General features: G+C 57.4%; 20 protein-coding genes and 1 pseudogene. 12 read left to right on the forward strand and 9 right to left on the reverse strand.

Features of this window, described 5'->3' with window-relative positions; all coding sequences use genetic code 11:
* The first annotated feature begins 46 nt into the window (after nucleotides 1–46).
* From D5261_RS17895 to D5261_RS17915, 5 genes are all read left to right on the forward strand, one after another.
* Nucleotides 47–787, forward strand: a complete 741-nt coding sequence (locus D5261_RS17895; RefSeq protein WP_125206055.1) for a hypothetical protein — start codon at nucleotides 47–49, stop codon at nucleotides 785–787.
* On the forward strand, nucleotides 784–1,485 hold the full coding sequence (locus tag D5261_RS17900; RefSeq protein ID WP_119322240.1) for a restriction endonuclease: 702 nt from the start codon (nucleotides 784–786) through the stop codon (nucleotides 1,483–1,485). Before D5261_RS17895 ends, D5261_RS17900 begins: the two co-directional genes overlap by 4 nt.
* Nucleotides 1,482–2,015, forward strand: a complete 534-nt coding sequence (locus tag D5261_RS17905) for a metal-dependent hydrolase (RefSeq protein WP_119322239.1) — start codon at nucleotides 1,482–1,484, stop codon at nucleotides 2,013–2,015. The genes D5261_RS17900 and D5261_RS17905 overlap by 4 nt, the downstream gene beginning before the upstream one ends.
* A 340-nt stretch (nucleotides 2,016–2,355) precedes the next feature.
* Nucleotides 2,356–3,174 (forward strand): helix-turn-helix domain-containing protein, encoded by an 819-nt coding sequence (locus D5261_RS17910; protein ID WP_125206054.1) that lies wholly within the window; start codon nucleotides 2,356–2,358, stop codon nucleotides 3,172–3,174.
* A 553-nt stretch (nucleotides 3,175–3,727) separates the two neighbouring features.
* On the forward strand, nucleotides 3,728–4,534 hold the full coding sequence (locus tag D5261_RS17915; RefSeq protein WP_119322237.1) for an IS5 family transposase: 807 nt from the start codon (nucleotides 3,728–3,730) through the stop codon (nucleotides 4,532–4,534).
* Nucleotides 4,535–4,612: 78 nt separating this feature from the next.
* Here the strand turns inward: D5261_RS17915 and D5261_RS17920 are convergent, their stop codons facing one another.
* Entirely contained in the window at nucleotides 4,613–5,050 is a 438-nt protein-coding gene (locus tag D5261_RS17920; protein ID WP_165864306.1) for a recombinase family protein, read from the reverse strand.
* Nucleotides 5,051–5,271: 221 nt separating this feature from the next.
* Here D5261_RS17920 and D5261_RS17925 point away from each other — a divergent pair, with 221 nt between their 5' ends.
* Together D5261_RS17925 and D5261_RS17930 are read left to right on the forward strand one after the other, a co-directional pair.
* Complete coding sequence (locus D5261_RS17925) at nucleotides 5,272–5,520, forward strand: hypothetical protein (RefSeq protein ID WP_125206053.1); 249 nt, start codon at nucleotides 5,272–5,274, stop codon at nucleotides 5,518–5,520.
* Nucleotides 5,521–5,575: 55 nt separating this feature from the next.
* Nucleotides 5,576–6,385 carry a helix-turn-helix domain-containing protein gene (locus D5261_RS17930; RefSeq protein ID WP_119322234.1) on the forward strand — a complete coding sequence of 270 codons (810 nt, stop codon included), beginning with the start codon at nucleotides 5,576–5,578 and terminating at the stop codon, nucleotides 6,383–6,385.
* Between the two features lie 325 nt (nucleotides 6,386–6,710).
* Here D5261_RS17930 and D5261_RS17935 read toward each other — a convergent pair whose 3' ends face one another.
* The gene (locus D5261_RS17935) at nucleotides 6,711–8,549 is read right to left on the reverse strand and encodes a Dyp-type peroxidase (RefSeq protein ID WP_119322233.1); all 1,839 of its coding nucleotides are present in this window, start codon (nucleotides 8,547–8,549) and stop codon (nucleotides 6,711–6,713) included.
* 404 nt (nucleotides 8,550–8,953) lie between these two features.
* Between D5261_RS17935 and D5261_RS17940 the strand changes: the two genes are divergently transcribed.
* The 4 genes from D5261_RS17940 to D5261_RS17955 all read left to right on the forward strand — a co-directional run bounded on the left by D5261_RS17940 (nucleotide 8,954) and on the right by D5261_RS17955 (nucleotide 11,803).
* Complete coding sequence (locus D5261_RS17940; RefSeq protein WP_165864304.1) at nucleotides 8,954–9,724, forward strand: TIR domain-containing protein; 771 nt, start codon at nucleotides 8,954–8,956, stop codon at nucleotides 9,722–9,724.
* Between the two features lie 19 nt (nucleotides 9,725–9,743).
* Nucleotides 9,744–10,313 carry a helix-turn-helix domain-containing protein gene (locus D5261_RS17945; RefSeq protein WP_119325348.1) on the forward strand — a complete coding sequence of 190 codons (570 nt, stop codon included), beginning with the start codon at nucleotides 9,744–9,746 and terminating at the stop codon, nucleotides 10,311–10,313.
* A 5-nt stretch (nucleotides 10,314–10,318) separates the two neighbouring features.
* A complete protein-coding gene (locus D5261_RS17950) occupies nucleotides 10,319–10,894 on the forward strand; it encodes an IS630 family transposase (RefSeq protein WP_301002057.1) in 576 nt (191 codons plus the stop codon).
* A gap of 201 nt (nucleotides 10,895–11,095) precedes the next feature.
* A complete protein-coding gene (locus tag D5261_RS17955) occupies nucleotides 11,096–11,803 on the forward strand; it encodes an adenylate/guanylate cyclase domain-containing protein (RefSeq protein ID WP_119324961.1) in 708 nt (235 codons plus the stop codon).
* Nucleotides 11,804–11,946: 143 nt separating this feature from the next.
* Here D5261_RS17955 and D5261_RS33480 read toward each other — a convergent pair whose 3' ends face one another.
* From D5261_RS33480 to D5261_RS33485, 6 genes are all read right to left on the reverse strand, one after another.
* Nucleotides 11,947–12,414: a Mov34/MPN/PAD-1 family protein gene (locus D5261_RS33480; RefSeq protein WP_119324960.1), complete on the reverse strand. Its 468-nt coding sequence runs from the start codon at nucleotides 12,412–12,414 to the stop codon at nucleotides 11,947–11,949.
* Between the two features lie 5 nt (nucleotides 12,415–12,419).
* Nucleotides 12,420–14,225: a ThiF family adenylyltransferase gene (locus D5261_RS17960; RefSeq protein ID WP_119324959.1), complete on the reverse strand. Its 1,806-nt coding sequence runs from the start codon at nucleotides 14,223–14,225 to the stop codon at nucleotides 12,420–12,422.
* The gene (locus D5261_RS17965; RefSeq protein WP_119324958.1) at nucleotides 14,206–15,702 is read right to left on the reverse strand and encodes an adenylate/guanylate cyclase domain-containing protein; all 1,497 of its coding nucleotides are present in this window, start codon (nucleotides 15,700–15,702) and stop codon (nucleotides 14,206–14,208) included. Before D5261_RS17965 ends, D5261_RS17960 begins: the two co-directional genes overlap by 20 nt.
* 11 nt (nucleotides 15,703–15,713) lie before the next feature.
* Nucleotides 15,714–16,808, reverse strand: coding sequence for an adenylate/guanylate cyclase domain-containing protein (locus D5261_RS17970; protein WP_119324957.1), 1,095 nt, complete (start codon nucleotides 16,806–16,808; stop codon nucleotides 15,714–15,716).
* Between the two features lie 70 nt (nucleotides 16,809–16,878).
* Nucleotides 16,879–17,436 (reverse strand): hypothetical protein, encoded by a 558-nt coding sequence (locus D5261_RS17975; protein ID WP_119324956.1) that lies wholly within the window; start codon nucleotides 17,434–17,436, stop codon nucleotides 16,879–16,881.
* 84 nt (nucleotides 17,437–17,520) lie between these two features.
* Nucleotides 17,521–18,360: an ATP-binding protein gene (locus D5261_RS33485; protein WP_119324955.1), complete on the reverse strand. Its 840-nt coding sequence runs from the start codon at nucleotides 18,358–18,360 to the stop codon at nucleotides 17,521–17,523.
* Nucleotides 18,361–18,471: 111 nt separating this feature from the next.
* Between D5261_RS33485 and D5261_RS17980 the strand changes: the two genes are divergently transcribed.
* A complete protein-coding gene (locus D5261_RS17980) occupies nucleotides 18,472–19,131 on the forward strand; it encodes a metallophosphoesterase family protein (protein ID WP_119324954.1) in 660 nt (219 codons plus the stop codon).
* A 139-nt stretch (nucleotides 19,132–19,270) separates the two neighbouring features.
* Here the strand turns inward: D5261_RS17980 and D5261_RS33490 are convergent.
* Nucleotides 19,271–20,417: pseudogene (locus tag D5261_RS33490) on the reverse strand (IS3 family transposase).
* Nucleotides 20,418–21,165 lie beyond the last annotated feature (748 nt).

The raw sequence follows: 21,165 nt of genomic DNA on the forward strand, positions 1-21,165 counted from the left end.
GCTCAGCTCCCTGAGTTTGTTTCCGTAGCGGCCGTACGCCGGTGCGTTGAATCTCGTTGCGGGCGCCGTCGTTTTCAGCTCTACTGGAGGAAACGATTCGCCGGGCGGAGTCTGGCAGAAGGAAGCCCTGCGAACGACAACGACCGAGCCTGCTGTCCGAGGCCGCCGCTACGCCGGCGGTCTTTTGTTATGTCAAGAAGCGTCTTTCCCGCGCGCAAGCCTGCTGGAGAAGACACGTGGATCGGCCCACGCTGGCAGGGACGACCGAGAAACGTATGCACGAGAACCACTAACCATGAGGAAAGGAGGCAGGATGGAGAGCCCGCACGGGTTTCGAGAGAACGACCAGCAAAGCCAACCAGGCGAGTGGCGCGTTCACAACCGCATCGCCGCGATCATGGCGCACACGACGCGGTACGCCTTCAAGGGGCAGGTCAGGCTGTCGAGGGACGCCCGCGTCTCCGAGGCGTCGATCAGCCGCCTGGTCAACGGGTGCTCGCACCCGTCGTACCGCCTTGTCTACGCGGTGACACGGGCGCTGGAGAAGGCATTGGGACGTCCGTTGTCGCCGAACGAGGTCGTCTCCTACAGCGGCTCCTATCCGACGCCGTCCGTGTGCCGCCTGGCCGGCTGCTCGGGCTGCATGCCGGACGCAGCCTACGACGGGGACGAGCGCCTGCGACCTGAGTTCCGGGGGGTGAGGCCTGGCGACTGGTCTCTCCCCGGCAGTGTCCATTCCGCCAATCCCTTACAAGCATCCGCGATAAATCACAAGGAGGAACAATGACCACTTCTACGCTTGCCTCTTCAGACGCCGGCGGCTCTGACGAGCCGAAGATCCTGCGCCGGCTCCGAGAAAAGCTTCTCGCCCTGAGCTACCCTGAGTTCCAGAGATGCCTCCAGCATCTGCTGGAGGCAATGGGGTACGCGGACGTTGCCGCGACCGGCCGCATCCGGAGGCGCGGCCGCAACCTGGACGGCGGCGTCGACCTGGTGGCTTGGCTGCAGGCGGGCGTGACGCGGTTCCGGATCGTCGCGCAGGCCAAGCAGCTGACAGAGCCTGTGCAGAAGCGCAGCGTGGACGAGCTGCGCGGGGCGGCGCTGCGGCTGGACGCCCGGCAGGGGCTGATCATGACGACCGCCGGCGTCTCGCCGGTCGCCCGCGCCGCAGCAGCGTCTGTTCCTACTACGCCGATCCGGCTGATCGACGGCACGGAGCTTGCGGAACTGATGGTCCGGTATAGCGTCGGAGTGATCCGCGACGAACACGGGATCGCCTTGGACGAAGACTACTGGCGGAGACTGTCTCCCTTTCCGCAGCCGCCGGCCTCTGATCGCAGTCTGGGCAAAGCCGCGCAGCCTGCTCCCGACACTTGGGAAGGCGGCACATCTTTGGATGAGCCAGATGCAGCACCCGCGCTACGCGTACATATAACCGTTGCGCTGGTAAAGACGGATGACCACAAGCGCAGAAAAGAGCGATGATGGGGCGCTCGCACGCCCTCGCCGGCGTCGGCTCCCTGTGGCTGCTAGCCGCAGTTCCGAATGGCCTCTCGGGAGATGGCCTGCTCGACAATGTCGCTGTACTCGCGGCTGTGGCGGCGCTTGGCGCACTGCTTCCGGACCTGGACGCCTCCCGGTCCAAGCTGTCTTCCTGGGAGGTCGCCGGCGTGCGCCCGCTGGTCCCGCTGGCGGCGCTCGTGCATAGCGCCTGGGGGCATCGCGGACCGCTGCACTCTCTCTACGGGCTCACCCTGATCGCCTGTGTCGGCGGCATGCTCGCTCCAGCCTTGGGATGGCGTCCGGCAGCGGCCCTGACGCTTGGATTCGCGAGCCACCTGGCTGCCGACGCGTGCACTCGCACCGGCATACCGTTCCTTCCCTGGCGCAAGCGCCGCTACTGGCTTCTGCCGTCGCGACTGCGCCTCTCCACCGGCTCTTCGGCCGAGGACGCGCTTTTGCCGCTGCTGGCCCTGGCGGCGCTGTCGCTCCTACTCGTCCACGCCAGGGTGTAGCCCACACGACCTTCCGAACCATAAACGAACCGCCATGGCCGAACGCCGTTATTCCCACCGACTGCCTAGGTCTGTCCGCCACTCTTCCAGCCAGGATCAGCGCCAGTCCGTCCCCCACAACCAGCGGCTTGCCCTCTTCCTCCATCTCGCGCGGATATTGCTGCGGCTTGCCCGCCGGATCCCGTGGTCCCGCCTCTGCGGGCAGGACAAACCTTCTGCAATAGAAGCCGCACAGATGCTGGAGGAGGCTCTCATCGCAATCCCAACGCCGTCCGGCAAAGGACGCGGGCGCCGCTCCACTGGGTTGCCGCCATTATAGATATCATCTTAGCATCCGCCTATGGACAGAAGCGAGACCAAAGCCCAATCAGCATGGGAGACGGCTCCGTTCGTCATCGAACACTTGAGGCTGGATCGGAAGCCGGACGGCAGTTTCCGGCCAAGCGCCAGCATCTTGATGACGCCGGTGTTCCGGACATCTGGGCTGCTGGCCTCGTTGCCAGCGGAAGAGGTGAAGAGCCTAATTCTTCTGTTGAGTTTCGTCACGCCTAACGGTCGATGCCTTCCCTCTGTTCAGGAAATGGCCGCAGCAATGGGTGTGTCCGAGGGCAAAGTACGCGCTCGTATGGAGCGTTTGGCATGTACGCAGTGGGTAGGGCATGCACTTGTGCATGAGATCAAGCGTCCAACTGGCATGGACGCATATGCGCCTGCGCCGGAAATTCTCGCTGACGTTTCTTGGGAGCCAGATGACATACCCACTCCGCCAGTCGGGCCCAATGGGCATTTAGAGCATGGCGTCCGGGATGCAATAATTGCGCACTCACGCCATCACTATACGAAGCCTCGGGCAGAAGTGGAGCGTGAAATCGCCGAGTTCTATGGGTGGGCATTGCCTGATGGTTCGCAGGATGCCCAGTCATCATCTCCAAAACAGAGGATTGGCTTGGAAGACCCGGAACGCGCTCGCATACGCCGGCTTCTGTTTGGCGTCGGTATCGGTGGCGATCAGGCGGAGGCACTTATGGATGAATATCCAACAGAGCGTATATTGAGGCAGATCGAGTGGTTGCCGCATCGAAACGCGCGCGATCGGGGACGGTTGCTAGTTGCAGCTATCGAAGCGGACTATGAGGCGCCATCATTGCTACGGAAATGATATCCGCAGCATAGTTCGGACTCGGACTGTCACAGTCGATTGCGTCTATGATATCGGCATCCCTGGTGTCATGTCGCCGTTATTAACGGCGCCTTCCCCCCGTGCGACCTGCGTTGCCTTCGCGCAAGCGGGCTCGCGTTAGGGGTTGGCGCGGGATACTGTATGCCCGTACCCTGGGCATTTTCGATCATGGGGAGCCACGAGAGGATTGCGTCGGCGAAAAGCTTCCAACTTACTCCAGGAAAGTCCACCAAATTGTACACGCGCGCAGCACTCCGCAGGGGGGCTTTGTGCAGCAGAGTAGGGAGTCCAGTCTTCACCGGTAACGGTGTGCGTTGGACTCCTTACTTTTTTGCGCGCAGAGGTGAAAAGGCCTTGCGCGCAACTTCCGGTCGGATATCGGCTGTCACCCAAACGATGAATTTGTGCAGGCTTGTTTTGGAGGCCATTCTTTCTCAAAATATTCTAGAGCCTGTTATGGACTTTTTTCGCATTAATTAGCATCGTCTGCTTGCTGGCTTGGTACACCCGGCTCATGTGATATTATGTGCACATGACCTCCCGAAAAAGCTATACTTCCGATGTGTCCGACGATGAGTGGGCATTTGTGGCGCCCTATTTGACGCTGATGAATACTGAAGCCCCGCAACGAGATTACAGTCTGCGCGAAGTCTTTGATGGTTTGCGATGGATCGTACGCGCCGGAGCGCAGTGGCGGCTCATGCCCCATGACCTGCCGCCCTGGCATACCGTCTACCAGCAGACGCGACGCTGGATCCACGCCGGCGTCTTCGAACATATCGCCCACGACCTGCGCGCCGTGTTGCGACTGGCCGAAGGACGAAACGCTCAGCCCAGCGCCGCGATTTATGACGGACAGACGATTCAATCGACGCCCGAGAGCGGAGAGCGCGCCGGATACGATGGAGCTAAGAAGCGCAAAGGCAGTAAAATCCACATTGCCGTTGATACGCTGGGGCACCTTTTGGCGTTGCTAGTGACACCCGCCAATGAACAGGAGCGGGCGCAAGTTTCCGAGTTGACCCAGGCGGTCCAAGAAGCCACGGGCGGCAGCGTGGAGCTTGCTTACGTCGATCAAGGCTACACGGGTGACGCCGCCGCCGAGGCCGCCCAAGAGCACGGCGTGACGCTCCAGGTGGTCAAGCTTTCGGAAGCCAAGCGCGGTTTCGTGCTGCTGCCTCGGCGCTGGGTGGTCGAGCGATCCTTTGCCTGGAAGTCGCGTTTCCGGCGGCTGGTGCGAGATTACGAGCGGTTGCCTGAGACGGTCAAAGGATTACATTATTTGTCCTTCGTCATATTAATGCTCGCCAAATATGCAGTGATTATGAAAAGTGCATAACAGCTTCTAGCTGTACGTAGCAGCGCTTCTATATCCGCCAGCGCGATACGTATCAAGCCCAAGCGGGTTCGAAGTCGGTCAATGCCGCCGATCCAGCGCAGCCTGGGCTCGCTGAAATGTCTCCTCGCTGATGACCGCCTCGTGCTGTCCTCGGGCTAAGCCTTCTCCACTTTCCACCAGGCCTGCGTACCAGGGGTTCCTGAAGAGGTAGAGCATTGACGTCGGTCCCAGCGGCCCGCCCCTCGTGCCGGAGAGCCCCTTCGCCGCCATTATCCTTGCGATCTCACGGACGGAGTGCCGCCCTCCGCCAACAAGCTCGAAGGCCTCTCTGATCAGCGCGGCCTTGGCGGGGTCCAACACAGGCCTGCCGTTCACGGCGGTATAGCCGTTGGGCATCACCCGGACCGCGCCGCCTTCCGCCTCCTTGCGGCGCATGGCGTCCTTGGCCTTCTTGGTCCAGCCGCGCTGACGCGCCCGCTTGTACTCGTCCCTGATTTGTTGCTCTGTGGTGTTCATGTCGCCATTATTAACGGTAGGGATGCTCCGCGCGACCTGCGTTGCTTTCGCGCAACCGGGCTCGCGCCGGGCGGTTGTGGGGGATACTGTATTCCCGTACCTTGAGCATTGTCGATCATGGGAAGCCACGAGAGGATTGCTTCGGCGAAAAGCTTCCAACTTACTCCAGGAAAGTCCACCCGACCCGCGTCTCAATCCACAGGAACCCATAAAGAACCGCCATGGCCGAACGCCATTATTCCCAAGGATTGTTGAGGTCCGCCTATCTATCGTCCAATCAGGACCACCGACAGTCCGTTCCGCGCAACCAGCAACTCGCCCTCTTCCTCCATCTCGCACGGATACTTCTGCGGCTCGCCCGGCGCATTCCGTGGTCCCGCCTTTGCGAACACGACGAAGCGTCTGCAATGGAAGCCACCGAGATCCTGAAGGAGGCGCTTAGCGCCGCTCCGGCGCCGCCAGGTAAGTGACGCGGCCCTCTCTCCACTGATTGGCGCCATCGTAGATATATCTCAGCATTCGCCCATGGACAGCAGCGAGACTCAATCTCAATCAGCATGGGAGACGGCACCGTTCGTCGTCGAGCACCTGAGGCTGGACAGGAAGCCGGACGGTAGTTTCCGACCGGCTGCCAGCATCTTGATGACTCCGGCGCTGCGGACGTCCGGACTGCTGGCTTCGTTGCCAGCGGAAGAGGTGAAGAGCCTGATTTTTCTGCTGAGCTTCGTCACTCCCAACGGTCGATGCCTTCCTTCAGTCCAGGAAATGGCCTTAGCAATGGGAGTGTCCGAGAACAAAATGCGTGCTCGGATGAACCGCTTGACGGATACACAGTGGCTGGGAAAGGCGCTTGTGCATGAGATCAAGCGTCCGACAGGCATGGACGCATACGCCCTATCCCCGGAAATTCTCGCTGAAGCTCCTTGGCAGCCGGATGACATGCAAAACCTGCAAGTCGAGCCTGATGGGCGTTTAGTGCATAGCGTCCGAGATGCCATAGTTGCGCACTCGCGGGAGCGATATACGAAGCCTCGGGCAGACGTGGAGCGGGAGATCGCAGAGTTCTACGGGTGGAGGCGTAGTGAATACGCCGAGAAGGAAGAAACGTCCGAGATAGCGGCGAAGGCAGATCCCCAAAGGGATGATCTGCGGCGCAGGTTGTTTGCCGTCGGCGTGGGGGGAAGCCAGGCTGAAGAACTGCTTGACGCCTACCCAGCGGATCAGATCCATCGGCAACTTGACTGGCTGCCATACAGAAACGCCAGGAACCGTTCGGGGCTTCTCTTGGCGGCGATTGAGCAGGACTATGCTGAGCCAAGAGCCATGAGAACGTAATGCAACAGTAATTGGCTGCATGCCCCTCACACTCCGCTATTGCAAGGTGAAGGGCATGACCGTTCCTAGTGATGTCTCAAAGCACGCGAGTTGAGTCTTTCGACGCATCGTTTACGCTTGAGGGTGATGCATGTTTGGCGTCAAGTTGCGTGACAGCATGAATGACTGGATCGTTTGTCGTGAAGCTGAATTTCGATTACGTCCTCGTTGTCTGGAAAAGTGCTGTCCCCCCTTCACTTTGATGGGATCGGTACGAAACCTCCATGCCCGACAAGAAAGTCCCAACACAAGTGGGGGTGATCGAGACCGACAAACGTATCACTTGTTACACCTGACCACTCAGCATTCGTAACGCCGACAGTGAAGGAGAGAAGAAGTAGCCGCCGCCCGTCGGAAGCACCCAGTCTTTTTCAGTCGTCAACGCGACGGACTGGGGAGTGCCGTTGGCATCCGGTATGACCGTCTGAAAGTGACGCGTGCGAGTACCGTCTGCATTGTTCACCTGGCCGATGATGGGGTCCACTCCGGCGCCCGGTTCCTTAAAGTCGGGGTTGTTGGCCCAGCACCGTGTCACGAACTCGAATTGCCGCTCGATCGACGTCTGGTACGCGAAGAACAGCAGGCCCCGATCGACGTTATCATCAACAGGGGAGGTCGGTGTCGAGGCCGATATGTCGCCGTACGGGATGCCTCGGCGCAGCAGCCGGTGCGTCTGCGTGTCAGGCTCGTTCAGCGTCGCGTTCGCCGGACAGCCTGGCGGTGTAGCTCCCGCCACCGCCCCGTATCCTCCGGTCTGGAGCGGCGTGTCGTCGCGCGGGTAGACCTTTCGGATGTGCGCGCTGAACGGGCACACTTGTCCAGCCGTGTCTCCAGGGGAGGGTGGGGCGAATTCGTCGGTGCACGAGAAGGGGTCTGACGGAGGGGCTGGAATATTCGCAGTCGCGCCTCCAAACTCAAAGTTGTTGTTGGCGCAGTCGTCGTTTCCGAGGGTAGAGTTATCCTGGTCCGGCTCTCGCAGAACCGGGGCGCCGCTTGCCCATCGCCCCACCAGACGCGACCCGACCAATGCGGGAGCGCTTCCGGTTGTAGGGTTGAGCACATTGTTGTTCGTTGCCGTTGTCTTGAGGAAGGCGTGGAAGCCGCCCACATCCTGGCGTAACCGCCTGAATACTAAGAATGATCCGTTTTTCGCCCATGTCGGGCCCGCTTCCGCGATCGGCCCGGGAATTGGATTGGGTCCATCCCAATCGGCGTTCGGCTGCGAATTCTGCTTCGGATATCCGAATACGAACTCGCCGGACCAGAGCAGGTCCTGTCCTGGCTTGCCTTGAGCGGGCGTACCCGGCTGGCCGTTTTGCGATGGCTGATCGCGTTTGGCGGGGTTCTGCCTCAATGTCAGCACATCTCGCGGATCACTCGACAGCAGGCCGCGTATTCCTGGCTGAGAAATGCCGTCAAGGAAGCCGAAGTGCTCGTGGCCAGAAAGATTGCCCGGCAAGTTCGCTCCGTTCTGCTTGAAGGTGATCCGGGCGCCGCTGCCAAGACACTTTCCGTCAGCTACATGTCCAGCGTAGATCGAATCCTCGATGCGATTCACCTCAGTCGCTAGGTCCTCGCGTGTGTCGCTCGCTATCTGTACGATGACGAGTGGTTGGGCTCGTTCGCCACCCACGAACCAGCCATCGGGAGATCCTGGCGCGTCTCCCAACCGGTGCGAACGCTCCGCTAGCCCTTCGACAAAAGCCTGGTCCTTAAAGTCGGTGTCGAGCAGCCCCGGAACCACATCTTCAAGCGCCGAAAGGGCTTGGAACGTAAACGCGATATTCATCCACGTCGACCGCACGGCAATGCTCTCGTGTCCTCTGCGATGGCGTATGCTTTTGAAGAGCCGGTTAAACGCGATCACTTCCGCTGTAGTCGCCACGTATGGTAGTTGGGACGCCAGCCACTGCTGGAAATTGGTTGCGTCAGTAATTTCCAGAAATAGGAATGTCTGGAAATCCTTGTTGAAGCCGCCCAGTATATTTCCCTGAATCTCGTCAACCTCTAGTGGTTGACTGGCAACTTCGTCAGGGAGAATGGCGGTATGAGAAGGGATGTTCGGAAGGCCGACGAGCGGCTCAGGCGCTGGCGTCTCGCGAGCAGGGGCGGTCAGGTTTGGCATATGGTGTCCTTGGCTGTGGAGTAATGGGGCCTAATCCAATATAGAATTGCCGTTGGCAGGAGCCATCCTAGCATTCATTATAATCATCCGCGCCAAGTTTAGTTGCGATTATTGTTAGGTTGAAAGTTTGTGTTTGGGACGAATGTATGTAAAACTGTCCGGCAATCGATGGTAATTTTGTAGTCGCCATACATACAGGGCCAGTCGGGGATCCGGTTAAGAGGATAGTTGAGAATTGTATTATAAAATTCGTCGACAATAGCGGGGTATTCTGAAGGAGCGCATACGAAATCTCTTCGGCATTGAGTCGTTTGTGTGAAAGTTCTATATAGCGGCTCAGCTTAATACTAACTCAGGTATACTGGCGTTATTAAAGCGAACAAGGGTTTGTTATGGAACACCTCATGGCGGATAGGTTTAAAGGCAAAGATGGAGAGCGCCGCTTAGCTGATTCCTTGGCTGAGCAGGTGCTTGTAGGTGGGGACGCAACATTGGCATCCGAATTGGCCAGGTGCGGCGAGCTTCTCCAATTTCAGGCCGGAGACCAAGTGATTGTGCAAGGCGGTCACGACAACGATATTTACTTTATCGTTCTAGGCGCTGTTGATGTTTTCGTCCATGGGAGAAAAGTGGCGAGCCGGCGGGCAGGTTCGCACGTGGGCGAGATGGCCTTGGTTCAGCCTGCGCAGTTGCGATCCGCTACTGTGACGGCCAGCGAACAAAGTGTCCTGCTTCGTGTCTCCGAACCCGACTTTGTCGGTCTGGGCGATACCTTTCCGGTCCTCTGGCGGAGAATCGCCAAAGAACTCGCTCGCCGCCTTGAGCAACGTAACTCGCTAGTGGCCAATACACGTGACAAGATCCGAATTTTTATCATGTCTTCTGTGGAATCGCTGGATATCGCCCGGGCGATCCAAAACGGTTTAGAGTACGACCCGTACCTGGTCGTAGTATGGACGGACGGGGTGTTCCGGGCATCATCCTATCCCATTGATGCGCTCGAAGGGGAAGTGGATCAATCTGACTTCGCGATCGCGATTGCCCATGCCGACGATGTAACGCACACCAGGGGAAAGACCTGGCCTACCGCTCGGGACAATGTCGTCTTTGAACTGGGACTTTTTATAGGTCGCTTAGTGGTTCATCTCGTAACTGATGGGGTAGGAAATCTCTAGCCATTGCTGGAGGTGCCCCATGTACCTAAAACTGCGTGACCTTACCGCCGAAGAACGAACGACACTGGATCGGATCGCTCGCTCGCGCACCGAAGCCGTTCGCTTAGTGGAACGCGCCAAAATGATCTTGGCGATAAATGAGGGTCAGAGTGGTCCCGAAATCGCACGGCAATTCGGCTGTGACGCCGATAAAGTCTATCGCTGGGTCCATCGGTTTTACGATCAAGGACTGGATGGGCTGCAGGACAAGCGGCGCAGTGGGCGGCCACGCATTTACACGCCTGATCAGTATGCCGAAGTCATTGGAACTGCTCTGACCAGTCCACAAGAGTTACATCTGCCCTTTGCCAGTTGGACGTTAGACCGCTTGGCGGCCTATCTCAAAGAGCAAAAGAACATTGCGATGGGGCGTAACCGTATCGATCAGATTTTGATTGCCGAAGGACTGCTTTTGATTGCCGAAGGACTGCGCTGGCAAACTCAGGAAAGCTGGTTTAGTGTCAAGACCGATCCCGATTTTAAGGCAAAAAGGGGGCGCTCGAAGCACTCTACCAGCAAGTCCCTGAAGATGCCGTTGTCGTCTGTTTAGACGAGATGGGTCCCGAAGCCGCCAAAACTTATCCTGGCAAACAACTGGTTCGAACGCCACAGGTCGGCGACGCGGCCATTCGCGCCAAATACGAAGCTGATTATGGCCGTCGCGGGAAGGGCTACTTCTTTGGAGCCTTCATCCCTGCCACAGGCCAGGCGTTCACCGCACCCTACGAACGGCGTACAGGCGAGAACTGGGTCTGTTTTCTCGAACAGGTTGATCAATGGGAGCCTTGCCAGGGCAAGCGCGTCCTCGCCATTACGGACAATCTTGGTTCGCATTTGGGCACGGATGCCCAGCTCTTTTCTGCGGAACACGCGCACTGGGAATTTGTTTTCACGCCAAAATACGCGCCGTACCTGAACCTGATCGAGCCCTGGTGGAAAATCCTACGCTCGCTGGCGCTCAAAGGACGCCGCTTCGAAACCTTTGAGCAAATATGCACAGCGGTCGAAGCGGCGACCGATTACTGGAACCATCATCGACACCCATTTCAGTGGGGACATCGACGGCGGCATTTACATCACAGGCAGCCAGGCATAGCGCAAACACCGACTGCCGTAGCAATTACGAGATGAACCACTTAGGCAAGAAACGATCGCTGTTAGTAGAGCGAAGAGGGGAAGAAATTAGATTACCGTCTGACCTGACTGGTCTTACCACTCTTTCGTACAAGTGGTCCGGGGGCAGCAAAGAGCTCGCCGCCGCTATAGCGCCTGTGTGCAACCACATAAGGGAGGCCGTTCGAGAACTCGGCCCTAACAATTAAGGACACAGAAATGGGACTGCTCTGGGACAAACTTTCCGACGATGTAGCCGGGATCTTTGCAGCTACATGGACAACTACAGATGGACAAGTAGTTCCCGACCCGAAAGACATTAGGCTTGGGTCCAATGACGCCATTAGGCTGGACGCCACGATACTTTACGCCGACCTTGCCGAATCGACGAACCTCGTGGATAACTACCAGCCTACGTTCGCGGCGGAAATCTATAAGGCATATCTGCACTGTGCCGCCAACAGTATCCGCCAAATGGGCGGAGAGATCGTCTCATATGACGGCGACCGGATCATGGCCGTGTACATAGGGGACTCAAAGAACTCCAATGCAGCAAAAAGCGCGTTAAGGATCAACGGGGTTGTCTCCGCATTGATAAACCCAGCCCTGATCAAGCAATACGGGGAGGGATCTTACCAATTGAGGCAAGCCGTTGGGATCGACACCAGTCCAGTACTTGTCGCACGAACGGGGGTGCGTGGCGATAATGATCTTGTATGGGTTGGTAGGGCGGCTAATTATGCCGCAAAGCTGTGCTCCTACAGATCTAGCGGCAATGCAAGTATCATAACCTCAGACGTTTATTCTCGCCTGAACGATGAGGCTAAGCTGGATGAAAAGACAGGCCGGTCAATGTGGACATTGTTATCGTCCAGCTACAATGGCATCACTCTGTACGGCTCGTCATGGTATACACACAACTTCTAGGTAACTCAGCATTGATATCGCTAACGGCTTGATGCCGTCACAGTGAAGCGACTGCGCCCAAGAGACATTAGGAGCAGAGGATGGGATTCCTGCGCGGGTCATGAAGATACTGCTCCGCCTAACATCGGCGATGATGGTCAGCGCTACCCACCACAGGTGATTGGCGCGGTGCGGCGCAGCCAGTTCTTAGCCCGGCAACCTACCCAAAGCTCGTTCCAACCGACGATAACGAGCAGGACAAAGTCGGTATCCGTCTTCGAATCGTTCAACATACTGGCTATCATTTTGCGGTCTTGCGCCGATGGGTGCGGCTGAGCGACTGCGTGCGTATGCCATTCGCCAAGATAGACGACGTATCCGTCGCTCTCTCGCCAGGCATCGTCAATGATTGCTTGAGCGGCTATACGTGACCGAACAAAGAACGATGGGCCAGCGTCATCGAGTGGGGACGGAGTGGTCGCTCGTTCTACCAGCACTGTTCCGTCCTCGAGCCGGCGTCCAAGAAGGATGCCACCCGCCTCATTGGCTCCCTTCGCTTGAATGTGTGCGGAAAATACTTCTAGGACTGACGGGGTCAGTATCAGGCGTCGCCCGCGCCGAAGCTTGTACATGCTATTCACAGGCAGACCCCGCAGTCTTGCCTGGCGAATATCGGATATATCTGGGAAGTGAACGATACCTGATCGTCATACAGCCGGGAGATAGCTACGCCCTGATTCCTGGCTGCGTCCAGGTCGCCGAACCAGGTAAAACGTACGTTCTTCCTAGACCCCACCATCCCCCGTAGGAACCTTGTCAGCGTGGATACGAAGTCCTGGACATCGGTTCCGCCGTAGGGCATATATGTCGACTGGCAACCAGCCTCCCGAAGTGAAAACTGTGACGGATTCTCAATAATGCGGGGCACATATTCTAGGTCTGACCCCAACAGACACTCTAGGCACCCTTCCGTCGGATGCCCGAGGTAGACTGCGTGGGCGCCAACGAGGTGCGGTTCGACCCATACGAAGCACACTGCGCCTTCGCCCAGGCTGCCTGTTTGGTAAAGGTGGTTGAGCCTCCGCTCTACGGCAAGTTCTCCTAGAGCGAATACAGAGAGTGATGCGTCACCTAGTAACTTTGGCGATCGACGAAGCACGTTCAAGACGTTTTCGTTGATGGCGACGCATTCGAGCTGAGGGAAGTGCTTGAGCAGTTGTCGCCGTATGGCTACAGCCTTGGCCTGATTTATGTCGGACATGCCGCAATAATGTCGTTGGACGTTTTCAGGGCGGAGCACTTGGGGATCGATAAGCCGTAGCTTGCTCGCGAGTCCAGATCGGACGAGGCTCTCAGCCACAAAGCTTCCGACTGAGCCACAGCCGACGACGTTGACGAACCCGGCCGCCCGTTCTCTCTCCTGACCTTGCGTTCGGGCGATCAGGCGTGGGCTCGTAACCTCGGTTACTGTTGCGCGGACCAGTCGCGCATGCCCGTTCAGGGTGTTGAGCTCAAGATGGGGAGGGCACTTTCCCATGCGGAATCCGCTGATCCCGTCCGTTGGCCTGATGTCACTGCCGCAACCCGAGAGGTATTTTGGCTGCGGATGTGCCCACGCGCCAAGCGCTCTGCCGGTCAGTGATGGAATGGAGAACAGTATCCACGTCGGCGGCTCGTTGTTCACAAGGTAGTGAGTAATGTGACGTAGCGCGTCGGGGTCGAGCGCTTTCAGACGCTCGAACATCTCCCTGTTGGTTGAGGGGTAGGGTGCTCTCCCAAGATTGCCAATCGGTACGTATAGGCCGCTCGAGCGTCGCAATTTTGACCGGCATTGCACTGCCTTGATCCATAGCTCGGCAGCGATAGCTTTGTCTGCGAACAGAATGGCTGTCTGGTTCCATGCTGGAAAGAACTCAAACACGGCGACGCGTTTCACGCGATCACCGGGCCGTACGAGAGCTAAGGCTTCCTGGGGAGCCTCGATCCCCCAGTAAGCCTTAAACTCGTCCGCGAAGTCGTCGACTGCCGGCTCGCCGATGCTTGCGTCCGCCAAGATCGCTCTTGCGCGCTCGACTACCGCAAGGACCACGTCGCCCGGGACTTCGGCGTTAGGTGTCGCAGCAGTGCTGTCAAAAGTACAGAGCAATCTGCTGTTGTCAAGGTGCAACATACCCTCGTGGCGCTTCGCGCACGCGATGGTTAGATACACCGACGGCAGCTCGTCAGGAAACGTTACCGACAGCGCCAGGAGCATCTCTGGCAGTCCGTCGGAGGCGGTCTGGACATACCAGACCGCTCTCCAGCGTTCCGCATGTTGCGGGAAGTCCGCCGCGCTCGGATCGCACGCCGTTAAGACGTATGAGGACTCGAGGCGCTCCTGCGCCCGTTTGCAGGCCACACGGTATTCCCGTTCCAGCATGGTGTTAGGCTGAGCGTCCATCATGCCTCAATATGTACGGGGCAGGCGACTGGACGGCGGCAGCCTGCTTGGTCGTTTCACCGTCTGGATCCTCTGAGGTGAGGTCAGCCGCTACGTAGTATCGCCGGTCCGAGTCGTAGGAGAACTGCTTCTTGAGCCGGTCCGGCAGGGCGTCGTATACCCGTTTCGAGACTCCGGTTTCCTTCCCCTCGCACTTCTCCTCCATGGAAGCTGCGGAGTCGACGGGCTCCCCGAGACAAATCCGGTCGCGGTGGCCGCGGGTGCCGAGCTTTGTGATCAGTGTCGTCCCCTGGTCGACGCCAGCAGCCAGGTTCAGTTTCTTCTTAACGTTTGGCAAGCAGTCCTTGAGAGATCGCTCCATGGATGCCTGTAGCCCTGCAGCCGTGTCCGTCGCCTCGGTTGCGACCCCGGTTTCGTCATCCTTGGGCAAGTGAATGATGCCCTGCACGCGGTCCCCTTGGAACTGGATTCGGATCCCGTTGAAGTCTCTCCGGACGACTGCCGCCATTTCCTTGCGTATGACGTGGAACTCGCGTAGACGTTCCTTTTTGGCTTCGTCGGTGGTCGCCGCGTCGATGTACGCCGTGAATCCGGTGACGTCGCCGTAGACCGAAGCCGCCATGACGCGTTTGTTCTTGCGTATGCTCAAGTCGTCCACGTCGATCAACTGGTTTGCGGAACTATACTCCACTACGGTAAGGGGGAAGCTTTCCTTGTCGGCCTCGACTCGCTTCTTGCTTGCTTCCCGGTCCCAGCCGATCCCGTGCGACTTTGTCAGCGCGTCGAGCTTCGCCTGTGAGATGTGCTGCACCTGATAAATGTCATCCTTGTCTGTGACCTCATCGCAGATCCCCTGGATATCATCCGGCAATTCGTCGTATACTCGCTTCGTTAGCCGGAGCTGACCGTGTGAATTGATGATCTTCGCCGCGTGATTGGCCGGCGCGCCGAGAAACAGCAGCTCCCGGTCCTTCGCTTCTCCGTTACGGGTCCCGATCGCATTACCGATGTCCGCACCGCCGGCGATGCGGAAGTTGTCATAGTCAGGGAACGCCGGGTTGAAGACCGACGAGACGAAGTCCTTCACAACAAGCTCCAGAAGAATGGCGTGCGCGGAGATCTTCTCGGCGTTGTCGATGGGACGGTATATGAGCGCGTGCGCCTTCGGGCCCTGAAAATGCACCCGTACCGCATTGAATATTGCCTCGTCCTGGATGATGCGGCCGACTTCCCGCTGGTAGATGTGCACCGCTCGGATAAAGCCCTTGTACCGGTCGCTATCGTCGATCTCTTCCGAAGCCAGCTTGGCGAAGTTGGAAACGTGGAGGTATACGTGCGACCCGTAGATCTCACGGCAGCAGGTCTCGGTAAGGAGATCGTCCAGCTTTGCCTCGCGGACGAGTTTCTTGACCTCGATGTCCCCCATGGAGTCGAGGTGTTGTTGGATGCGCTTCTTGCTAGTTTCGTAGTCCCAGGCCATGTTGCCCCTCCTCAGTTGGTCTTTGCCGCAGTCCAGGTGTATAGAGTCTGCTGCGGCGCCCCGGCGATTTCAACACTTTGGTGTCGCTCGAGATCTGATTGCTCGCTACCGGTCAGCCGCCCGTAGAACTCTTCGCCGACGGTGATCGTAGCGCCAAGCTTCTTACACTGGGTTTCAAAACGGGAGGCTAGATTGACTGGCGCTCCGAGGACCGTAAACTGCCTCTTGCCATCTCCGCCGACGTTGCCGATAAAGACGCGGCCCGCATTTAGTCCGACGCCGATCGAAATCGGCTTCCCGCCAAAACTCAGCGCCTGGGCTGCAGCCACCATAGACTTAGCGCAGTTCAAGGCAAGAGATGCGGGCTCCCCGTCAGCGGGCGCATAGCCCCAAATCGCCATAACGGCGTCGCCGACAAACTTGTCGACCATTCCCTCGTGGTCGTGGATTATCCCGACCATCGTATCGAGATAGCGGCTAAGCTGAGAAGCAACATCCGCTGGATCCAATTCCCCGGAGAGATCGGTGAACGACCGTATGTCAGAGAAGAGAACTATCGCGTCGATGTATCGCGGCTCTCCATATCTCAGCCCGGTCGCCATTAACCTGTTGAGGACCGGCTGCGAAACGTGCGAGCGGAACTCGGCGAAAAGCAGGTCTTCCTTCTTGTAGCGGTAAGCACGTTCCGCCGTCGCCTCCGCCAGCTTTCTTGAAACCTCCTGCAAGAGGCCCCGCAGGAACGAGGGATCCTGCAGGAAGGTGCTTGCCAGCGCTCGCGGGATCTGGAAAAGCTGCACGGCCCCTTGGGCCGTGCCCGTCGCGGAGCGCGGACAGTCATCGATTATCGCCTGTTCCCCAACCACTTCGAACGCTTGTCGAGTCGCCATGTGAGAACCGTCCCGAGTGATTCGGACTTGGCCATGCAAAATTATATAGAGAAAACGAGCTTCCTCTCCCTCATGGAATATGATTTCGCCGTCTCGATACTCGCACAGGAAATCGGGCGTAATCGCATCCTTGAGATTGTTGGGCAGGCTGGAAAGCACTGGCACTATACCGATAGACTCGGTCCAGCGTTTCGGATCATCTGTTTCTTTGATGGCCATGTAAGGGCTCCTCAGTGTGGCATCGCGCTCACCGCGTTCACACAAGGCTGTGAACGCGTGCGCTAAAAAATTAGATAATCGCAGAGAATACGTACTGACGCCCGCCTGCTTCGACTGGGATATTGCTTACCCGCGCCATGATACCCATGTCCGTCAGTCGGGAGAGACGGTTGCTGCTTGCTGTTATGCTGAGATTTCCGTCGATTGAAAGGTCGCGCGCAGTAAGCTTGCCTTTCGTCCGCGCCAGATTGAACGTATCTAACGTCTCCTCGTTAACCCTCCCCAGCAACTCAACGTCCCCGTTTGTCCTCTGATGAACCGCGACGAGCTGCCGTAGGGTCAGGGCAGCCTGAATATTCTCTCTTACAAGGTCGGAGAGGTGATAAAGCACCACGAACTTACCGACGAGGTCACCGCCTGCTATACGTTTAACGAGCTTGGCGACGAATTCGTCACTGAAGGAATAGTCGACAAACCGTACGCCTTCAAAATCAAGCGGAAGTACGGAGTTGGCCGGCAACTCCTCAATATGCTCAGTAACGATTTCCCTTATCGCCTTGCCGGGACTTCTACCGTGCAATATCTCGTCAGGAAACGGAATGGCGTACGGTGGCAACCGCAGTATCATAGCGCCTCCACAGCGCTCTGTGAGCGCGATGAATCAAGTATACCCGTATATTCAGTGGTTCGTCGCGGTTCGGCAATAGCATCGTTAACCGTCCCCGGCCGGCAGTATGATATGGAGGTGTGTTCCCGGGAAATATGACACGGATCGTGCTGCTGGCGATGCGCTGACAGCGATGCTTGCCTCGCCGGAGCGGATGTGCAGCACGCCCGAATGCTCCCGCACGATCTGCTTGATACGATACAGGCCGAGCCCCCGGTCATGATCCCGAAATCGAGACCGCCTCTTGCGTAGGGCCATGACTATCGCTTCCGCGTCGCCCGCCCGGGCAAGTTCCGGGTATTGCTCTACGAGCGTTGAGCGTATTCCGTCTCCGCAATCCGATACGGAAATTCGCACCTCACGTGTCCCGGATCTCACGTAGGTTTGGACTGCCGCCACCCCGGTCCCTGAGCTGTGATCGACGACGTTCCGGCAGGCCTCGGTGAGTGCCGTAGCCAGATCCGATATAACACGCGTTGAGTAGCCGAGTTGCGATTCCAGGATTTGCTGCATCCTGTCTAGGATTGTTGATATGATTACCGAAATCTCGTCGTCCGCTTGGATGCGAGTCAGTTCTAGGAGGGCGGGGGAATTGCGGCTGTGAGACCACTCCGTGAATGAGCGGGACGAGCAGGCGACCCCTTCTTCGACCATCCTCCTGAAAAATCCCATTCTATCCATGTAGGACAGGACGTCGGCGCTACGGGGCATCAAGAGCGTGACGTCTTGCCGCCGGGCTCGCAATGCGTGTACCGCAGCCCACAAGCACGTCATTCCGCCCGGATCTACGAACTGAACATTGCGCAGATCAATGGTCAGAGCCGATGGCATGCTCGCCCCTGGCCCTAAAAGATTACCGGGGACCGATGCAAAGACGCGGTCCATATCGGAGCCTGAAAGAGACGGCTTGCCGAAGTGTATGGTTTGGCCAATAGTCACGGTAGCTCCGCGTAAAGGGATAAGGCATGGTACCTTATATTGGGTATAGGATTAACTATGAAGCTTCTCGCGTTGGCTGACATTCATAGCGACTTCGAACGTTTTTCCGTCAATGACCTTCCAGCGGCGGATGTTATGCTGTTCGCGGGCGACCTAACAGACAATGGTATCCGCGACCCTGTTGCGCTATCGCTGGCAACTACGTGGTTGGATGCTGCCGCTGCGCGATACGGGCTCGTAATCGCTATACCTGGCAACCACGATGTAGGCCTTAGTGGAAGCTGTCTGCCGGCGGTGAATGGAGTGCGTTGGGTTCAAGGCATCACAACTTCGTTTAGCGATTGTTCCGCCTCGCAGATTTACAAGCTCCACGGAGTAAACCTTTCGCCTAGCTATGCGATGCCCGAGCTTGAGGCGCGATGGGATTTCATGACATCCGATGAATTGACGGAGACGGTTGCATATGGTTTTGAGCCAGTCGACATTGTCCTATCGCATGCTCCGCCATATGGCGTCCTTGATGGATATTCTCCTGAGGACGGTGGCGAAGTCCTGCATATTGGCAGCCGCGCTCTGCTATCGTATATACATCGATGCGCTCCCGCACTGGTGATCTGCGGACATGTCCACGGCGCCCATGGTATCGCCGAGGCGAGCGCCAACACTCTCGTATACAACGTGGCTGAAACGCCCACATTGATCGAAATTCCAAGTTGACGCTCATGTTGGTGACGACAGATATAGCGAATTGTGGAGGAGCAGACGTACTGAGTGAGACTAAAACATTAAGGTGGTCCCATTTGTCAAGACAGTCAAACGGCCTCTTTTAAGGTGGAGTGTCTCCTTTTTGTGATAGTCATTTTCGTAGCAATCGGTGCGGTTCGGCATGCACAATCGCAGGCGTCAAATAACCCAGCGACTGATGGGGACGAACCTCGTTGTAAAACTTCAGATAGGACGCAAGCCCTTGACGCGCCTGGCGAGGCGTTTCGTAATCGGCCAGATAAACTTCTTCCTGTTTGACGCTGCCCCACAGACGCTCTGTGAAAATGTTGTCCACATAACGTCCACGTCCGTCCATGGAAACGCGCGCTCCCGCCGTCAAAAATTGGCTCGTGAACTTCTCGCTCGTAAAATGGCTGCCCTGATCCGAATTAACGATCTCAGGCACGGCGCTCTTTAAGGATGCGGCGGCGCAGCTCAGAACGAATGGTATTTCCAGCGTGTCGGAGAGCTCCCAGGCAACGACCAATCGGGAAAACCAATCGAGGAACGCTACCAGATAAAGGAAGCCGCCGCGCAGCCGAATATAGGTGATGTCCACGCCTCAGACCTGGTTGGGTCGATCAATGCAAAGACCGCGTAGTAGATACGGATAAATCTTATGATCAGAACCACTGGGCTTCGACAGGCCTGGCGCGGAATAGAGAGTAAACAGGCCCATTTCCGCACGGTAGCGACGGATCGTATGCCGCCCGACGATGATGCCTTCCTGAGCCAAGAGCGTCACCAGTTTGCGCGTTCCAAGACTGGGGCGATGAGTGTACCATTCGTCCAGGCGATGCTTGATCGCGATCTCTGCCTTCCGTGCGGGACGCGGTTCATAGTACAATGTGCTGCGCGCCACGGACAGCAAATCTGCCTGCCAGAGCAGCGGCATCGACGGGCGGTCCTCACGCTCGACCAGCGCTAAGCGTTCGTTAAGCGTCAGGTTCGAGACCAGATTTTTTTTTCAGCCAGTTGACCTGCGTTGTGAGGCGACCGATCTCTTGATAAAGCTGTTCGGCTTTCTGCTCCTGGGCCTCCTGCGCTTTGGCCTGCGAGTTCTTTCGCTCGAAGACTAAAGCCAAATCTGTAACGGCTTCCTGCTTCCATTTGGTCAACAGGTTCGGATGAATTTGGTGTTCCGAAGCGAGCTGAGCAACGGTCTTTGTCTCTTTGAGCGCCTCCAAAACGACCTGAGCTTTGAAGGCGGCGGAGTACTGTTTTCGGGTGTTGGGCATGGTGGTGAATCCACCTTAATTGTGCCCGATTTACTGTCCGAATTTATGGGACCATTATAAGCAAACAATTCACGAGTTTGCCGCACCATCCTTGGAAGCCTGTCGCGGTTGTGAAGGACGCGTGTTATGCGAGCCATTCTGGGATGCACTGGACACAAATCGGGAGGCAACCGAGACAGAGTGTCTGGAAGCAGAGGTACTTTCCTGCCATGTCTTGACCAAGGCACGTGAGCCAAGTTTCACTCTCCATCTACGAGTCCTGCGCGGCGGTAGTTCAGGAACGGATGTGAACACAGATGCAATTCCTTCCGCACTGAGCACTGCGGACGGAGATACTCTTCCGCAGACAGGCGATGTAGTGCGCATCCTTGATGCAAAAGTATCCTCTGGGGCTAACTCGTTCGTCAGGCCGTCCCTCACAAGTCGCATTACGACGATCTGGCGTTTGAACTCCACAGGATAGGCCTTAACTGAGCAAAATACGCCGTCGCTACAGATTAGCTTGCACATCATGTATTATGGGCTAGCGACTTAGGATCAAAATTTGCCTTCAGCAAGGCATTTGTCGAGATAGACGGAACCTTCCTCAATGTCAATAATCTCCAAAGATCCCAACTCCAATGGGATAGGAAGCGTGTACCGATCCGACGTCACAAACCTCCAACTTCTCACCGCAGGAATGATAAATTTGGATCATCGGCGACGCCAAGGATCCGTACATATGGAATACTGTGAAACGGCGTGATGT

Origin of the sequence: Capsulimonas corticalis, assembly GCF_003574315.2 — a bacterium.
Lineage (GTDB): Bacteria > Armatimonadota > Armatimonadia > Armatimonadales > Capsulimonadaceae > Capsulimonas > Capsulimonas corticalis.

What these genes read in the sequence shown, in the direction of transcription:
- D5261_RS17900 (WP_119322240.1), top strand. Translation starts at nt 784, where the DNA reads ATGACCACTTCTACGCTTGCCTCTTCAGACGCCGGCGGCTCTGACGAG.
- D5261_RS17905 (WP_119322239.1), top strand. Translation starts at nt 1,482, where the DNA reads ATGATGGGGCGCTCGCACGCCCTCGCCGGCGTCGGCTCCCTGTGGCTG.
- D5261_RS17910 (WP_125206054.1), top strand. Translation starts at nt 2,356, where the DNA reads ATGGACAGAAGCGAGACCAAAGCCCAATCAGCATGGGAGACGGCTCCG.
- D5261_RS17915 (WP_119322237.1), top strand. Translation starts at nt 3,728, where the DNA reads ATGACCTCCCGAAAAAGCTATACTTCCGATGTGTCCGACGATGAGTGG.
- D5261_RS17920 (WP_165864306.1), bottom strand. Translation starts at nt 5,050, where the DNA reads ATGAACACCACAGAGCAACAAATCAGGGACGAGTACAAGCGGGCGCGT.
- D5261_RS17925 (WP_125206053.1), top strand. Translation starts at nt 5,272, where the DNA reads ATGGCCGAACGCCATTATTCCCAAGGATTGTTGAGGTCCGCCTATCTA.
- D5261_RS17930 (WP_119322234.1), top strand. Translation starts at nt 5,576, where the DNA reads ATGGACAGCAGCGAGACTCAATCTCAATCAGCATGGGAGACGGCACCG.
- D5261_RS17935 (WP_119322233.1), bottom strand. Translation starts at nt 8,549, where the DNA reads ATGCCAAACCTGACCGCCCCTGCTCGCGAGACGCCAGCGCCTGAGCCG.
- D5261_RS17940 (WP_165864304.1), top strand. Translation starts at nt 8,954, where the DNA reads ATGGCGGATAGGTTTAAAGGCAAAGATGGAGAGCGCCGCTTAGCTGAT.
- D5261_RS17945 (WP_119325348.1), top strand. Translation starts at nt 9,744, where the DNA reads ATGTACCTAAAACTGCGTGACCTTACCGCCGAAGAACGAACGACACTG.
- D5261_RS17950 (WP_301002057.1), top strand. Translation starts at nt 10,319, where the DNA reads ATGGGTCCCGAAGCCGCCAAAACTTATCCTGGCAAACAACTGGTTCGA.
- D5261_RS17955 (WP_119324961.1), top strand. Translation starts at nt 11,096, where the DNA reads ATGGGACTGCTCTGGGACAAACTTTCCGACGATGTAGCCGGGATCTTT.
- D5261_RS33480 (WP_119324960.1), bottom strand. Translation starts at nt 12,414, where the DNA reads ATGTACAAGCTTCGGCGCGGGCGACGCCTGATACTGACCCCGTCAGTC.
- D5261_RS17960 (WP_119324959.1), bottom strand. Translation starts at nt 14,225, where the DNA reads ATGATGGACGCTCAGCCTAACACCATGCTGGAACGGGAATACCGTGTG.
- D5261_RS17965 (WP_119324958.1), bottom strand. Translation starts at nt 15,702, where the DNA reads ATGGCCTGGGACTACGAAACTAGCAAGAAGCGCATCCAACAACACCTC.
- D5261_RS17970 (WP_119324957.1), bottom strand. Translation starts at nt 16,808, where the DNA reads ATGGCCATCAAAGAAACAGATGATCCGAAACGCTGGACCGAGTCTATC.
- D5261_RS17975 (WP_119324956.1), bottom strand. Translation starts at nt 17,436, where the DNA reads ATGATACTGCGGTTGCCACCGTACGCCATTCCGTTTCCTGACGAGATA.
- D5261_RS33485 (WP_119324955.1), bottom strand. Translation starts at nt 18,360, where the DNA reads ATGGACCGCGTCTTTGCATCGGTCCCCGGTAATCTTTTAGGGCCAGGG.
- D5261_RS17980 (WP_119324954.1), top strand. Translation starts at nt 18,472, where the DNA reads ATGAAGCTTCTCGCGTTGGCTGACATTCATAGCGACTTCGAACGTTTT.